This is a genomic window from Shewanella algae (genome assembly GCF_009183365.2).
Lineage (GTDB): Bacteria > Pseudomonadota > Gammaproteobacteria > Enterobacterales > Shewanellaceae > Shewanella > Shewanella algae.
Window position 1 is genome coordinate 3,614,371 of the sequence record NZ_CP068230.1, and the last position, 14,415, is coordinate 3,628,785.

Annotated in this window: 14 protein-coding genes; 4 read left to right on the plus strand and 10 right to left on the minus strand. The window is 53.7% G+C overall.

Features of this window, described 5'->3' with window-relative positions:
- Positions 1-10: 10 nt before the first annotated feature.
- The 9 genes from nqrE to E1N14_RS16235 all read right to left on the minus strand — a co-directional run bounded on the left by nqrE (position 11) and on the right by E1N14_RS16235 (position 8,786).
- Positions 11-619: an NADH:ubiquinone reductase (Na(+)-transporting) subunit E gene (gene nqrE, locus E1N14_RS16195; RefSeq protein ID WP_025011871.1), complete on the minus strand. Its 609-nt coding sequence runs from the start codon at positions 617-619 to the stop codon at positions 11-13.
- Between the two features lie 5 nt (positions 620-624).
- Complete coding sequence (locus tag E1N14_RS16200; protein ID WP_025011872.1) at positions 625-1,257, minus strand: NADH:ubiquinone reductase (Na(+)-transporting) subunit D; 633 nt, start codon at positions 1,255-1,257, stop codon at positions 625-627.
- Positions 1,257-2,045: a Na(+)-translocating NADH-quinone reductase subunit C gene (locus tag E1N14_RS16205; RefSeq protein ID WP_025011873.1), complete on the minus strand. Its 789-nt coding sequence runs from the start codon at positions 2,043-2,045 to the stop codon at positions 1,257-1,259. Before E1N14_RS16205 ends, E1N14_RS16200 begins: the two co-directional genes overlap by 1 nt.
- Positions 2,038-3,237: an NADH:ubiquinone reductase (Na(+)-transporting) subunit B gene (locus E1N14_RS16210; RefSeq protein ID WP_028779747.1), complete on the minus strand. Its 1,200-nt coding sequence runs from the start codon at positions 3,235-3,237 to the stop codon at positions 2,038-2,040. The genes E1N14_RS16205 and E1N14_RS16210 overlap by 8 nt, the downstream gene beginning before the upstream one ends.
- A complete protein-coding gene (locus E1N14_RS16215) occupies positions 3,234-4,565 on the minus strand; it encodes a Na(+)-translocating NADH-quinone reductase subunit A (protein WP_025011874.1) in 1,332 nt (443 codons plus the stop codon). Before E1N14_RS16215 ends, E1N14_RS16210 begins: the two co-directional genes overlap by 4 nt.
- A 371-nt stretch (positions 4,566-4,936) precedes the next feature.
- Entirely contained in the window at positions 4,937-6,982 is a 2,046-nt protein-coding gene (locus tag E1N14_RS16220) for a TonB-dependent receptor domain-containing protein (RefSeq protein ID WP_037437519.1), read from the minus strand.
- A gap of 132 nt (positions 6,983-7,114) precedes the next feature.
- A complete protein-coding gene (luxS, locus tag E1N14_RS16225) occupies positions 7,115-7,624 on the minus strand; it encodes an S-ribosylhomocysteine lyase (protein WP_025011876.1) in 510 nt (169 codons plus the stop codon).
- 124 nt (positions 7,625-7,748) lie between these two features.
- Positions 7,749-8,048 (minus strand): BolA family protein, encoded by a 300-nt coding sequence (locus E1N14_RS16230; RefSeq protein WP_062793928.1) that lies wholly within the window; start codon positions 8,046-8,048, stop codon positions 7,749-7,751.
- A 75-nt stretch (positions 8,049-8,123) separates the two neighbouring features.
- Entirely contained in the window at positions 8,124-8,786 is a 663-nt protein-coding gene (locus E1N14_RS16235) for an alpha-ketoglutarate-dependent dioxygenase AlkB family protein (protein ID WP_109248840.1), read from the minus strand.
- Between the two features lie 163 nt (positions 8,787-8,949).
- On the opposite strand from E1N14_RS16235, the gene E1N14_RS16240 reads away from it, so the two are divergent.
- Complete coding sequence (locus E1N14_RS16240) at positions 8,950-10,080, plus strand: methyltransferase (protein ID WP_025011878.1); 1,131 nt, start codon at positions 8,950-8,952, stop codon at positions 10,078-10,080.
- A gap of 105 nt (positions 10,081-10,185) precedes the next feature.
- On the opposite strand, the gene E1N14_RS16245 is transcribed toward E1N14_RS16240, so the two are convergent.
- Complete coding sequence (locus E1N14_RS16245; protein ID WP_025011879.1) at positions 10,186-11,028, minus strand: choice-of-anchor H family protein; 843 nt, start codon at positions 11,026-11,028, stop codon at positions 10,186-10,188.
- 510 nt (positions 11,029-11,538) lie between these two features.
- Here E1N14_RS16245 and E1N14_RS16250 point away from each other — a divergent pair.
- The 3 genes from E1N14_RS16250 to E1N14_RS16260 are packed head-to-tail and all read left to right on the plus strand — an operon-like array spanning position 11,539 to position 13,929.
- Positions 11,539-11,877, plus strand: coding sequence for a PepSY domain-containing protein (locus E1N14_RS16250; protein WP_025011880.1), 339 nt, complete (start codon positions 11,539-11,541; stop codon positions 11,875-11,877).
- A 13-nt stretch (positions 11,878-11,890) separates the two neighbouring features.
- A complete protein-coding gene (locus E1N14_RS16255) occupies positions 11,891-12,580 on the plus strand; it encodes a response regulator transcription factor (protein ID WP_025011881.1) in 690 nt (229 codons plus the stop codon).
- Positions 12,580-13,929, plus strand: a complete 1,350-nt coding sequence (locus E1N14_RS16260) for an ATP-binding protein (RefSeq protein ID WP_062794027.1) — start codon at positions 12,580-12,582, stop codon at positions 13,927-13,929. The genes E1N14_RS16255 and E1N14_RS16260 overlap by 1 nt, the downstream gene beginning before the upstream one ends.
- The last annotated feature ends 486 nt before the right edge of the window (positions 13,930-14,415 follow it).

The window sequence follows — 14,415 nt, forward strand, 5'->3', positions numbered from 1 at the left end:
TTGGTGTCCCTTAAAGGGACACACCAGAGAACGACATGAAACCTAAGGCCATCAGACCCGCAGTGATAAAGGTAATACCCAGACCACGCAGACCATTAGGCACATCAGCATACTTCAGCTTCTCACGGATACCGGCCAACAGGACGATAGCTAATGCCCAGCCCAAACCGGAACCGAAACCGAACACCAGGCTCTCACCCAGGTTGTAGTCACGTTCAACCATGAAGGATACCGCACCGAAAATCGCACAGTTTACTGTGATCAGCGGCAGGAAGATCCCCAGGGCGTTGTACAGTGGCGGGAAGTACTTATCCAGAGCCATTTCCAGGATCTGAACCAAGGCTGCGATAACACCGATAAAGGTAATGAACTTAAGGAAGCTCAGATCGGCATCCGGTACACCGGCCCAAGCCAATGCACCAGGAGCCAGGATACCCTGATAGATCATCTGGTTAACTGGTACTGAAATAGTCAGTACCACAATAACCGCAACCCCGAGACCCATGGCCGTCTTCACTTTCTTGGAAACGGCCAGGAAGGTACACATCCCCAGGAAGAAGGCCAGTGCCATGTTTTCGATGAAAACAGAGCGAATTAACAAACTGATATAATGTTCCATCGCGCTTACCCTTTTGCTTCTACTTGCTCTGGCTTATAAGTGCGGATTATCCAAATCAGAATACCGATCAGGAAGAAGGCACTTGGCGGCAGCAGTAACAGGCCGTTGGGCTGATACCAGCCACCGTCTGAGATTTTGGAGAGTATCTCAACACCAAACAGCGAACCGTTACCAAAGAGTTCACGGACGAAACCTACGCTCATCAGCACCAGACCATAACCCAGGCCGTTACCTATACCATCCATAAAGCTCATCAGTGGTGGCGTCTTCATCGCATAGGCCTCGGCACGGCCCATCACGATACAGTTGGTAATAATCAAACCAACGAATACCGACAGCTGTTTGGAGATGTCGTAGGCGTATGCCTGCAGCACCTGATCCACCACGATTACCAGCGAGGCAATAATGGTCATCTGCACAATAATCCGCACGCTGGCAGGAATATGGTTACGTATGATGGAGATAAACAGGTTGGAAAACGCTGTTACCGCCGTCAGTGCTATGGTCATCACCAATGCGGTTTCCAGCTTACTGGTTACCGCCAGGGCACTACATACCCCGAGGATCTGCAGCGCAATAGGGTTATTGCTGACTATAGGTCCGGTGAGAACCTGTTTGAGTTCTTTACTGTCGGCCATTAGCTCAATCCTCCATTGCGTGCTTTTTCAATAAAGCGAGCAAAACCTTCATCGCCCAGCCAGAATGTCAGCGAGTGCTGAACACCATTACTGGTCAGGGTCGCGCCGGACAAGGCATCAACACCATGGTCTGTCTCGGCTACGGCTGGGTTTTTAGTCACTGTGATAGCTATGTTGCCCTGCTCGTCAAACAGCTTCTTGCCCTGCCATTTGGCTTTCCAGCTTGGGTTTTCAACTTCGCCGCCCAGTCCAGGGGTTTCACCTTGGTTGTAATAAACCAGGTTCTGGATGGTGTTCATGTCCGGTTCCAGCGCCAGGAAGGCGTACATGGTAGACCACAGGCCATAGCCATGAACCGGCAGGATCACGCTGGTCACTTTACCGGCATCATCACGCACCAGATAAACCACGGCATTTTTGGCAATCCGCTTAACCGAAGCAATGTCATGCTCAGGCACCACAGAGGTGGCTGGATCACGAGAGGCTTTCTGTTGATCATAGGTATCGCCGTTGATATCGGTCACTTCGTCACCGGTTTTCAGCTCGATAACCTTGGCTTCAACATACTTTTTGTAAGTTTCCAGAACCACATCTTTGCTGACCTTGCCGGATTTGGTGTCGATCAGGTTGGCGGCTTCCAGAATAAACTTCTGCTTATCCAGCAGTTTGTTTTCCTGCTGGGTTGGCTTGAGCAGTACTGCTGCGGTCGATACGAAAATCGAGCAGATAAGACACAGGCCAACGACGACAAATAGCGTTCTTCCGAACGAATCCTTATTACTAGCCACGAGCAATCCTCCGCTTGATGTTTGCCTGGACTACAAAATGGTCAAACAGTGGCGCAAACAGGTTGGCAAACAGAATCGCCAGCATCATGCCCTCTGGGAATGCAGGGTTGATGACACGGATAAACACTGCCATGGCACCTATCAGGATACCGTAAGCCCATTTGGCCTGGTTGGTGAAGGAAGCCGACACAGGGTCAGTGGCCATAAACATCATACCGAAGGCAAATCCACCCAGAACCAGGTGCCAGTACCAAGGCATAGCGAACATGGGGTTGGTTTCAGAACCGACCTGGTTCAGCAGCAGTGACACGGCAATCATACCAACCATCACGCCGCCGACGATGCGCCAGGAAGCGATACGGGTATAGATGATAACCAGACCACCGAGCAGGATAGCCAGGGTAGAAACTTCACCGACAGAACCAGGAATAAAGCCGAAGAAGGCATCCCACCAGTTCTGGTTGAAGGCGTAGTCCAGAGTACCTGAAGCCGCTTGGCTCAGCGCAGTGGCGCCGGAGAAACCGTCGGCAACCACCCAGGAGTTGTCACCGGACATGTTCAACGGATAGGCAAAGAACAGGAAGGCACGACCGGCCAGTGCTGGGTTGAGGAAGTTACGTCCGGTACCACCGAACACCTCCTTGGCGACAACCACACCGAAGCTGATACCCAGTGCCACCATCCACAATGGGATAGTTGCAGGCAGCGTCAGGGCAAACAGCACTGAGGTCACGAAGAAACCTTCGTTGACTTCATGGCCACGAACCGAGGCGAACAGCACTTCCCAGATACCACCGACCGCGAAGGTCACGGCATATATAGGCAGGAAGAAACAGGCGCCATACCACATCAAGGTGGCCCAGCCGGAATCGGCTGTCAGCTGAGTACCGAAGAGTTCAAACAGACCCACTTGCCAAACATCGGGAGTACCGAAGCCGGCGGCCAGGGCGATTTGCGCCTGCAGACCCACGTTGTACATCCCGACAAACATGGCGGGGAAAGTACAGGCCCAGACGGTAATCATCATACGTTTCAGATCCAGGTTATCGCGCACATGGGTCTTGCCCTTGTTCACTTTACCCGGGGTGTAAAAAATGGTCGCTGCGGCTTCATAGAGCGCATACCACTTCTCGTATTTACCGCCCTTTTCAAATTGCGGTTCAATACGCTCAAGAAAATCTTTCAAGCTCATAAGCCTTCCCTCTCGACGGTCTCCAAGCAGTCACGCAGGTATGAACCATAGTCATACTTACCGGGACATACGAAAGTACACAGTGCCAGGTCTTCTTCATCCAGCTCCAACGCACCCAATGCCACGGCGCCATCGGTATCACCGGAGATCAGATCACGCAGCAACATAGTGGGCAGAATATCCAGAGGCATCACCCGCTCATAGTTGCCGATAGGCACCATGGCCCGCTCGGAACCACCGGTACTGCTGGTCATATTGAACAGACGGGAAGGACTCAAGTGACCCAGGAAAGCACGGGTAATGGAGAACTTATCGGCTCCAGGCATTACCCAACCGAAGAATTCTTTCTCTGTACCTTCTTCAATCAGGGTCAACTGCTGGAAGTAGCGTCCCATATAAGCATGGGGACCTATTGCAGTACGGCCGTTGAGCACAGAACCTGAGATAACCCGAACTTGGCCATCGGCTTCGTCTTGGGTCAGGGCCTGAGTGCTGGCACCCAACAGAGTGCGCACCAAGCGAGGGCTCTTGGCTTTAGGGCCAGTGATGGCCACAACGCGCTGGTTGTTCAGTTCACCTGTGGTAAACAGCTGACCTATCGCGATGACGTCCTGGTAACCCAGGTACCATACGCTGCGACGGGCAGAGGCAGGCATCAAGAAGTGGATATGAGTTCCAGGCAGACCCGCTGGATGGGGACCGGCAAACTCTTCCACTTGGGCATTGCCCGCTGGAATGTCTGCTCCTGGTGCTTTACAGACGAAGACTTTGTCTGTCAGTCGGGCCAGTACTTTCAGGCCGTTGACGAAATCGTCTTTATGCTCAGCGATAACAACTTGAGGGTCACCAGCCAGTGGCTGGGTGTCCATGGCTGTCACGAAGATAGCCGCTGCTGTCGCATCCACTGCCGGCACCTTACTGAAAGGACGGGTGCGCAATGCGGTCCACATACCTGATTCAATCAGATTGTCGCGAACCTGCTGCGGTTCCAGAGTATCCAGAGCCTGGGCATCATACTTGGCAAAAGAGACGGCTTCGTCCCCTTCGATCTCTATGACGACTGACTGCAGAACACGTTTGGCGCCGCGGTTGATTTCTAATATTGTGCCACTGGCCAAAGCCGTATATTTGACGCCAGGATTCTTTTTATCTTCAAAAATCACCTGACCTTTTTGCACTTTATCGCCCACTTTGATCTTCATCGTTGGACGTAAGCCAATATACTCTTCACCCAAAGTAGCTACGTGTTTAATGGCTGGGCCATCATGGATAACTTGCTTTGGTCCGCCTGCTAGAGGCAAATCCAATCCTTTCTTAATTGTAATCATATCCACATGCACTACGTTTTGAAGGAAAGACAATGCGCCGCGTTCCTGCTAACCCCCGACTCTCACACAAAAAATCGAGCGTTGAGCTAGCGCAGATTTATCACAGAAATGCGATCGCAATCACGCTGGTCGCGCGCATTTTACCCCAATTGCAACGCTATCGCCACGAAAATTGTAGTGTTTTAACCTGCTTTCAAAGCGACCAAGAGAGAATCGAGCGGAGTTGAACAAGCGGAGATAGCGGCAAGCGGGCGAAAGGCAGGATTTTGTCCTGACTCATAAAGTTATACTTTTCATTTTTAAAGAATTAATCAACCAAATAGTCGAAAATACTTATTTCACCTCCCCGGCCTTACCGGGGAGGCTCTGCTTCAAAATTTCATCCGGTAGCCCAGCTGTAAACGTCTGCCAACACTTGCCAACAAGCCGGTGTCATCTTCGCGTAACGGGCCCGCATCATCGAGCAGATCTTCGGCGCGAAAATAGAGCTGATGTTTTGAGTTGAAGTCATAACTCAGCAGTAGATCCAGTTGCATGCTGTCCTTTGCCGTCACCTGAGGGATAAGGCTTGCCACTTCTGAACGATATATGCCCAGAGCCCTGGCCTTAAAGCCGTCCCACTCCAACCCAACATGAAGACTCAAGGCATGCTCGGGCAACCAGGGCAACTGTTTATCGGCCATCAGGCAAGGTCCGCTCAGCATAAGGCAACCCGAGTGCTGCGCCTTGGCTTGGGTGTAATGGTACTTAAGTCCCATGGGCCAATTGACACTACCTGAGTCCAGGCTGTAGTCGAGCGCCAGTTCGGCACCTTTGACATCCACTTCCCCAAGATTGTATTGATTGAGGCGCAGCGCTGGGTCGCAGAAGCTATTTGCCGTGCAATCAAAATGCAGATTATCGAAGTCTCGCTGGTACAGGCTCAGTGCAATTTTCAGCCTACCTGACTCAAAGCGGCCACCGAGTTCATATTGCCAGGCTTGTTGGGAGCGTTGCCCCCGGTTGCCGGGGCTCGCCGCCGCCCAGGCCCTGCCGGCACTGATGAACAGGCTCAGTGCCTCCCCGTGCCAACTGAGCTTAGCCGTGGGTAACCATTCACTTTCGGAGAAATCCGCGGCTGAAAGCGGCACTGTTTCGCTACTGCGCTCCAAGCTAACATCTTCATAGCCGACGCCGAGCTCCAGAGTCACGGCCGACCAGTTGAGCTCAGCCGTCACCGCCGAGCTCCAGACACTGGCCTTGTCATCAATCCTGACACTCAGACTCTGCGCGGTATCACTCAGTCGTCCATCCAGCCACAGCCAACTCCCCAGGCCGGGTGTCAGCTCAGCTTTGTCTCTGTGCCAGCGGGCACTGTAACTCACCTTGTGGCGACCATAGTGAGTAATGGCCTGACTCTGGATCCCCATAGCCTCGAAGTCATCATCACGGCGAAAGTCGACCAATGAAACCGCGCCGATAGCAGCGGCATCCAAGGCCGCCAATTGCTCAAGCACGTCACCTTGAATAAAGGCGCCATCGGCAAAACTCATCTGCAACTGCGAGCTGTGATGGCTATGGTAGTAAAGCTCGGTAAACACCCGGGAGCCGACAGTAGGCTCAACGCGGTGTGACAACTGATATCTGTGACTGCGGCTCTTGAGTCTATCCTGCGTGGCAGCGCCATACACCAACTCAGGGTTCAGTTGCCAATCGGCAACCGTCAGCCCCATTCCCGGCAAAAACTGCCGCTGCTGTGAATACTGATACTTGAATTCAGTATGTTGCCGACTGCGGGCACCCGGCAAGCTGTTGGCCGCTATCTTGAAAAGGACCTTGGTCTGGCTGTCGTCTTGCCCCTGCTCGGCGCTTCTCGGCTCCTGCCAGGGGTGCTGGCGCCTGTGGCTCGCCTGCAGCAACACCTTATAGTCATCGGCATCAATCAAACCGCGGCCATCTGCGCCCCAACCTTTATCTTCATTGCCCTGAAGCCGCACACTCTTGCCCGGAGTATCATGCAGCGCCAAGCTTTGCGTTTCCAAAACACCAAAACTGCCGCTACCACCATAGAGCAAGCTACCGGCGGCATTGGCCGAACTGGCAACCAGGGTATCGGGATCCGGCAGTTGCCACAGATAAGGCGCAGAATAAGGTGCCGGCGCCAGATTGACCCTGTCTTCGATAATTGCCATTCCGGAATGGCCGCTGCCACCGGCGCCGCGGATACTGAAACTGCCAGGCAGGGTTGGGATAAGCTCGCCACCGGCGGTCAATTGCCGCTCGGCCGAGTCATAGTACATGGCATTGATTGCTGCGGGCTCAAAAGCCGGATGGTCAGCAGCCAAAGGCTCAGAAGCATGCGCCCACGGCCCGGCCAAACTCCAGCTCACCAAACCGGCCACTGCACTCACCTTAAGCAAGCCTCGCCTCTGACTCATATCCCAATCCCCTATCAGCAGTTACCGCATATTTGATGTTATATTTTTGTAAACTAACTGATTTGCGGACAAAAAAAAAGCGACTTGAGTAAATATCAAGCCGCTTGATTGAGCGAGGTAAGCCGGGTGGGATTAGAGCTGCTTCAGCAGTTCCTCACTCAACTTGAGATCGTCGTTGCGGTTAACGCTGACACCGGCGGCAATAATATTGCGGGCAATATCCTGCGCCTGCTCCAGAGAATGCATCTGATAGGTACCGCACTGGTATTCGTTCAGCTCAGGAATAGCCTTTTGATCTTGTACCTTGAGCACATCTTCCATGGCTGCCAACCAGGCATCGGCAACCCGGCCTTCTGCCGGTGTCCCGATAAGGCTCATATAAAAGCCGGTGCGGCAACCCATGGGTGAAATATCTATGATCTCCACTCCGTCACCATTGAGGTGATCGCGCATAAAGCCGGCAAACAGGTGTTCCAGAGTATGAATGCCACGCTCGCTGAGAATATCCTTGTTGGGCGCGCAAAAACGCAGGTCAAATACCGTAATGGTATCGCCCTTTGGTGTGCTCATGGTCTTGGCCACCCGCACTGCCGGTGCCTCCATCTTGGTATGGTCCACGGTAAAGCTGTCTAACAATGGCATGGGTATTCTCCCTTGGATGGCAAGCTGGCTTGCACTGTTAAATGGTTTCGCGTCTCAAAGCGCTATTATTACAGCGCCAAAACACAAATGCAGCCCCTGGAGGCGGTTTATCAAGCCAGGACTTTTAACCACGGCACTTGGGCGACTCAGGCACGGCGCTTTGAGCATCCCATTCGGCCTGAGTATAAGTATGCATGGACAGAGCGTGCACGCCATTGGCCAGTTCTTCCGCCAATGCCTGGTTCACTTCTCTATGGCGAGCCAGCAGACGCTTGCCATTAAAGGCTTCACTGACAATGATCACCTTGAAGTGCGTCTCTGAATTAGGCGGCACATGGTGATTGTGGCTCTCGTTGATGACTTCTATATGACTCGGCGTCAGGGCAAGGCGCAACTTCTGCTCTATGGTCTGGGCAACGGACATGGTAAAACCTGATATAAGCTGTTGGGATTGGCGGCAGGTTACTGCGTCGGCGAACAAAGATCAATCCGACAATTTTCAACCACCAGGAGGATGAAAACCCGGTTTGAGCCGCCGATAGGTGAGATTGAGCCTGGGCTCTGTGAGTTTCAGCCTTCTTGGCAAAGCATGTTGCCACTCCTGCTGCATCGGCCAGCGCATCAACAAGAGATCGCCCGAGTTAAGCCTGAGCCGCAGCTTTTCGCCGCTTTGCTTGTGTCTCAAATCAAAATCGCGCCCGGCGCCCAGACTGATTGAAGCGATATCGGCCCCCTCTGCCAGCTCAGGTTCATCGTCGCTGTGCCAGCCCATGGCGTCGCGGCCATCGGCATAACGGTTTACCAGCACGCCGTTGCTGCCAAGCTGCCAGTCCCGATCCAGCTTTTGCCTTAGCCGTAACAGATATTTGGGCCAGGGAAGCGCCCTGACCAATAACCCTGAGTAGCGATAATCACAGCCGTGATCGCCAAACCACACCTGAGTACGGGGAATGGCGTGACGCTTCCCGAATATCTCAAGCTCGGGGCGAGTCAGAGGATAATGCTCCGCCTCGCGCCAAATGGCCTCCTGCTGTGCTGGATTGAGATAACCGCGCAACAGCAACATAGGCGGTTGCTCAAACCGCTGCACGCCTGTTGCCGACTCAGCAGATGACCCAGGCTCAAGCGCAAACAGCGACTGCTGTATCTCTTTTGAACTCATATTTGAACTCATCTTTGAACTTCATGGCATTGTTTCTCTGTGGCTTATTGCCCGGCTTAAGCCTTCTTTATTACATAATGACCAAGGCAGATTTTCGCAAATATCGCCTTGAGCGCCAGTATTTGCGATAATCCGCGCAAATTCGTCCTTTAAGCCCAGTTATATGACCAGCCTGTTCTCAGCCGCTGATATTCAGCTTACTCTGCACCGCTATCCCGAAGAGCAGGAATCCAACCTCCAGGCCTGGGATGCCGCCGATGAACACCTGCTCAAACAGCTCGCCGAGGAAGAGGTGCCTCAATCTGTGCTTATTATCAACGACAGCTTTGGTGCCCTGCTGTGCGCCATTCGCCGACGTTATCCCGATGCAAAGGTTCACTGGAGCTCGGATGCCCGCACTTCCCACCTTGGTGCTCGACAAAATCTTGAGAAAAACCATCTCAGCGATGCCGACATTCACTGGCTAAACAGTCGGGAAATGCCTGCTTGTGTACCCGATACCATATTGCTGAAGCTGCCCAAGAACCTCAACTTTTTTGCCTGGCAGCTGACCCTGCTGGCCAATATGCTTCCCGCCGGTACCCGGGTATTGATTGGCGCCAAGGCCAAATCCATCAATCAAGCCTTGTTGGCCCTGATTGGCAAACATCTGGGCCAGGCCAGCGCCAGTCTGGCATGGAAAAAGACCCGGGTGATTACCGCCTTCGCCGATGGCCAGACACGCGAATTGCCGGCCCCCAGCGAGTGGCCCCTTGGCGAGTTCGGCCTCAATATCTGTAATCTCAGCAATGTATTTGCCGCCGGCAAACTGGATATCGGCGCCCGTTTGATGTTGGCCAACCTCCCCGAAGGTGAGTTTAGCTCTGTGGTGGACCTGGGCTGCGGCAATGGCATTTTGGGGCTGGCGGCGGCCAAGCGTTATCCCGAGGCGAGCATTCACTTTGTTGATGACTCAGAGATGGCCGTGGAAAGTGCCCGGCTCAACTGGCAGGGCAATGGCTTTGAAGCCGAACGCGGCCACTTCTATTGGGACGACTGTCTGAGTCATTTGAGCGCCGGGGTCGCACCGGATCTGGTGCTCTGTAACCCGCCATTTCATCAGGGAGAGGCCATCACAGATCATATTGCCTGGCAGATGTTCCTCGATGCCAGACGGCGTCTGGTGAACGGCGGCATACTGCATGTGGTCGGCAACCGTCACCTAGGCTACCACATCAAGCTAAAGCGCCTGTTCGGCAACTGCAAGACCATGGCCTCCAATGGTAAGTTTGTGATCCTGCAAGCCTCCAAATAAAAGGCCAACAAGCGTAAACCTTGTTGACCCATTCCGGCCCCCATTGGGAACCCGGAAAGAAACAGGCCGGAGAGACCCCGGCCTGTGTAGTTAAATTTCGTGATTTCAGGCGGCAACTTGGCCGCGTCTGTAACGCAAGCCGCCAAGCAGTACCAGACTCGCGAGCGCCAGCACTGACAGGCTGCCGCCGGCATCGACTATCACGGTCGCGCCATCATCTCTGTCCCATTCACGACTCTCCAGCGGCAAGGCATAGAGGCTATTGCTTTCATAAGAACTTATGGTCGCCACTATGTCACTGTAACCGGGTTCATAGAGGTCGATCAGCACATCATAGTGATCGCTGGGGTAGCCGCTCTCTAACGTGGTGAGCACTTCAAAGTCATCCTGGGTACTGTCTCCCTGAATGTAGAACACCTCAGTGCTGTAGTAATGCTCCCAGTCACCGCCGTTGCGGCTTAGATAAAGCTCGGCATAAACGGGCACAGACTCGGCCGGATCATTGCCGTAAACATCGGCATCAAAGCGCACCGCAAAGCTGCGATAAAAGCCATCAGAGTCATAATCGTCATAAAGGTAGCAGGCCGCCTCATAAAAGCTGAACTCATGGTAATAGCTGTGGGCCGCCATGGAAACCATCCGCTGCGGCGCGGCTTGGCTCTCGGGCAGTTTCTGTTTCTTGGCAATCATCTGCTCGCGGGTCATGCGCTCACCGGAAACTTGAGCTTCGGCAGATTGCCACTCCTGCTGCAGTTGCTTGAGCAACTGCCTGTGTTGTGCCGCCCTTAGCTCGGCGCCTGAGCTATCCTGTTCATCGCTTGGTTGCTGCGCTTTTTGGCCGATGGAGACTTGTCCACCGACAGGCTCCTTGGCATAGGCTACAGGCGCACCCCAAAACAGGGCCAAAAACAGCGACAGGCTAAATACAGTGTAAGATAATAATTTCATAGTACTTCTCCACAGGGCGCATCTCGCGCTTATCCGGGTTTAGGGAAGGTGCGAACAAGTCCCATGTGTGCTCTGCGTCGGCTTACAGGCCTGGATGCAAGGCGTGGTTCGCAGCAAATGGCCCTAGTCCTTTGCAAGAAGCACAACATAGCAGGCAGGTCTGTAAGCCACGCCCTTCGGGGCTTTCACAGCAACCGGCTCTCTGCGTTATCCGACTTCGACAGGCCCCGGCATGCCTTCAGTCAGATGCCTTGAACGCCAATTGCTGTGCAAGCCAGAGTGCCCACGAGGACTTATTCGCACCTTCCTTAGCATTATTAAAAGTCAGCCTGGGTGAACATGAGATGAACGTTTTCTGTCAGCCGATGTTCATCTTGGAAGGAGTACAACTGACCGGGCCTGAGCGAAAACCAGGGGGAAGGACAGATAGAGAGTGAAGACCCGGCTGGCTATTTCATCCACCGCGGGGATCTTTTACACTGGGCCAAGCGTTTCCAAAAGGGCAAAACCATGAAAAGGGGCAGTAAAATCAAGCATCAAGCTTATCACTCAAGCGGAATTATCGCGGCAAGCATGCTATTGCTGTCGCTGGCTTTCGCTCAGCCCCTGCATGCCGGCCCCTTTGCCAAGCCGGAACGAACGACTCAGGGCCAGGAGGCCAAGCTGAAAGTCCGCAGCGGCGATGAAGCCGCCAGACTGGTGAAGCAGGCTTATGGCGGTAAAGTACTCAGGGTGCAGTCTGTGAAGGTCAACGGCAACCCGGGTTATCGGGTCAAACTGCTGCAGGACAGTGGCCGAATTGTCTATGTCTCTGTGGATGCCCGCAGCGGCCGACTGCAGGCAAACTGACAGGAAATAGCTTATGCGACTGTTATTGGTAGAAGATGATGCCGCCTTACAAGCCAACTTAAAACAACATCTGCAAGAGGCAGGTTTCAATCTGGATACGGCGTCAGACGGCGAAGAAGGTCTGTTTCTGGCGGCGGAATATCCCTATGATGCCGCCATTATCGATATCGGCCTGCCCAAACTCAGCGGCATAGCACTGATTGAACAGATGCGAGCCAAGGGACTGGATTACCCTGTGCTGATCCTCACCGCCAGAGATGGCTGGCAGGACAAGGTGGAAGGCTTGGATGCCGGCGCTGATGACTACCTCACCAAACCCTTTCACCCCATGGAACTCACCGCCAGGATCAAGGCTTTAATCCGCCGCAGCGCCGGTAAGGCCAGCCCCTTGCTGCAAAGTGGCCCTGTCACCCTGAATACCAGCAGCGGTGAAGTACGACTCGGCAAACACAGCGTCAGCCTCAGCGCCTCCGAATACAAATTGCTCGAGTATCTGATGCTGCATCAGGGAGAAGTCACTTCCAAGAGTCTGCTTATCGAGCATATCTATGATCAGGACTTTGATCTGGACTCCAATGTGATTGAGGTATTTATTCGCCGTTTGCGCAAGAAGCTGGATCCCGAGGGCACGCTTGGGCTTATTGAAACCCTGCGTGGTCAGGGTTATCGCCTCAATGCGCTTCCTGTTAGAGATAACCCCTGATGAAGCCCTTGCCAGCAAGGCTTTTGCCCGGTTCACTCAAGGGCCGGCTGGTGATCAGCGCCCTGCTGTTGAATCTGGTACTCTTGCCGCTTATCGGCGTGACCCTGAGCGATGCCTTTCGTGCCCAATTGACCCACGCAGTAAAAGATGAACTCAGCGCCGCCCTTTATGGAGTATTGGCATTGGCAGAAGTGGAACAGGGCGAACTGGTTCTGCCGGATCAATTACAAGACAAACAGTTCAACATAGATCAATCCGGGCTCTACGCCCTGGTCAGCAGCCAAGGCAAACTGGTATGGCATTCGCCTTCCTTTATCGGTATGCCGCCTCCTGGCAAGCTTCCAAGCCCACCACTCGGAGAAGGCCGCTTTGGCGAAATGCTTCTCCTGGGCAAGCCTCACTTCAGTTACAGCTTCAGCGCCAGCTTTGCCTCGGCCTCGGATAATGGCCGGGATATTCCCTTTACCGTACACATCATCAAAGATCATACCGGCTTTGAGCAAACCCAAGGCGCCTTCAGTCGCCAGCTCTGGCAATACCTGGGACTATTGATGCTGTTCCTGTTACTGGTACAAGGTGGCTGGCTCTGGTGGACACTCAAACCACTGGCGCGCTTTCGCGCCGAGCTCGAAGCGGTAGAACAAGGCAAACGGCAACATCTCGGCAGCGACTATCCCAAGGAGCTGCAACAGGTTGCTACCCAGCTCAATGCCCTGATAAGCAACGAACAGCGCCAACGCCAACGTTATCGCAACGCCTTGTCGGATCTGGCCCATAGTCTGAAAACACCGCTGGCGGTACTGCAGAGCCTTAAGTCTTTGCCGAGCGATGCCCAAGAGCCCATCAGCCAAATCAACGCCAGCATAGGCCACCAGCTTAAACGGGCCCAAAGTGCCGGCAGCGGCGCTTGGCACCAAGGGGTGAACAGCAGAACCGTGGCCGACAAACTGCTGCGAACCCTTGGCAAAATTTATGCAGACAAGGCGCTGGAGTTTGAGGCTGAGCTGGCAAAAAATGCCCTGTTTTACGGCGATGAAGCCGACCTGGCCGAACTCCTCGGCAATCTATTGGATAACGCCTGCAAGGCAGCAAACAGCAAGGTTGCCCTCAAAACCTGGGTTAGCGAAAAAGGCCTGAACATCTGCATCGAAGACGATGGCCCGGGCATTACAGAGCAGCAGAAAACCCAGCTGTTCGAGCGCGGTGTCAGAGCCGATAACTACCAACAAGGCCATGGTATAGGACTGGCGATAGTCAAAGATCTGCTGCAGAGCTACCAAGGCCAGTGGCAAATAGATCAATCTCCCCTGGGCGGCGCCCGCTTCACTCTGTTTTTACCCAGAAGTTGAGATTGGGAATAGTACATTCATTCCCCATCCTTACCGATTTCCAACAAGGCTAATCTTACAAAATGGCATCAATGCCACCCTTGATACTGCCAATAAGTACTGACCAAGTTTCCGGCAATGGATGTTTCTGCCTGCCGCAGACTTATGCACAGGCGATCCTGTGACATGGCGAGAATTGCATAGCAACATGCTTTCGAGTGCGAGCCTGGGACGGGGAGCTGGCCGTTGTGCATGAATGCATTTGCTCCACGACTTTATGCCGCTGGCACAGCGGCTAGCATTGCTTCAAGCCAAAACTCACCAATGAACTTGATCCTAGCGGCTAGCTAAGTTGTGGCCAATCACCTGCGGTGCGCCTTTCGCACAGGCGATCCTGTGACACGCTGCGAGTACGTCCCTGTAAGCTCTGCCTCGCCATCCCTGGCTCGGAAGGTCACAGTTCCGCCTGTGCCTGAAAAATAGGTGTATGTCTGCAGATCTCTCAAA

What these genes read in the sequence shown, in the direction of transcription:
- nqrE (WP_025011871.1), bottom strand. Translation starts at nt 619, where the DNA reads ATGGAACATTATATCAGTTTGTTAATTCGCTCTGTTTTCATCGAAAAC.
- E1N14_RS16200 (WP_025011872.1), bottom strand. Translation starts at nt 1,257, where the DNA reads ATGGCCGACAGTAAAGAACTCAAACAGGTTCTCACCGGACCTATAGTC.
- E1N14_RS16210 (WP_028779747.1), bottom strand. Translation starts at nt 3,237, where the DNA reads ATGAGCTTGAAAGATTTTCTTGAGCGTATTGAACCGCAATTTGAAAAG.
- E1N14_RS16215 (WP_025011874.1), bottom strand. Translation starts at nt 4,565, where the DNA reads ATGATTACAATTAAGAAAGGATTGGATTTGCCTCTAGCAGGCGGACCA.
- E1N14_RS16220 (WP_037437519.1), bottom strand. Translation starts at nt 6,982, where the DNA reads ATGAGTCAGAGGCGAGGCTTGCTTAAGGTGAGTGCAGTGGCCGGTTTG.
- luxS (WP_025011876.1), bottom strand. Translation starts at nt 7,624, where the DNA reads ATGCCATTGTTAGACAGCTTTACCGTGGACCATACCAAGATGGAGGCA.
- E1N14_RS16230 (WP_062793928.1), bottom strand. Translation starts at nt 8,048, where the DNA reads ATGTCCGTTGCCCAGACCATAGAGCAGAAGTTGCGCCTTGCCCTGACG.
- E1N14_RS16235 (WP_109248840.1), bottom strand. Translation starts at nt 8,786, where the DNA reads ATGAGTTCAAAAGAGATACAGCAGTCGCTGTTTGCGCTTGAGCCTGGG.
- E1N14_RS16240 (WP_025011878.1), top strand. Translation starts at nt 8,950, where the DNA reads ATGACCAGCCTGTTCTCAGCCGCTGATATTCAGCTTACTCTGCACCGC.
- E1N14_RS16245 (WP_025011879.1), bottom strand. Translation starts at nt 11,028, where the DNA reads ATGAAATTATTATCTTACACTGTATTTAGCCTGTCGCTGTTTTTGGCC.
- E1N14_RS16250 (WP_025011880.1), top strand. Translation starts at nt 11,539, where the DNA reads ATGAAAAGGGGCAGTAAAATCAAGCATCAAGCTTATCACTCAAGCGGA.
- E1N14_RS16255 (WP_025011881.1), top strand. Translation starts at nt 11,891, where the DNA reads ATGCGACTGTTATTGGTAGAAGATGATGCCGCCTTACAAGCCAACTTA.
- E1N14_RS16260 (WP_062794027.1), top strand. Translation starts at nt 12,580, where the DNA reads ATGAAGCCCTTGCCAGCAAGGCTTTTGCCCGGTTCACTCAAGGGCCGG.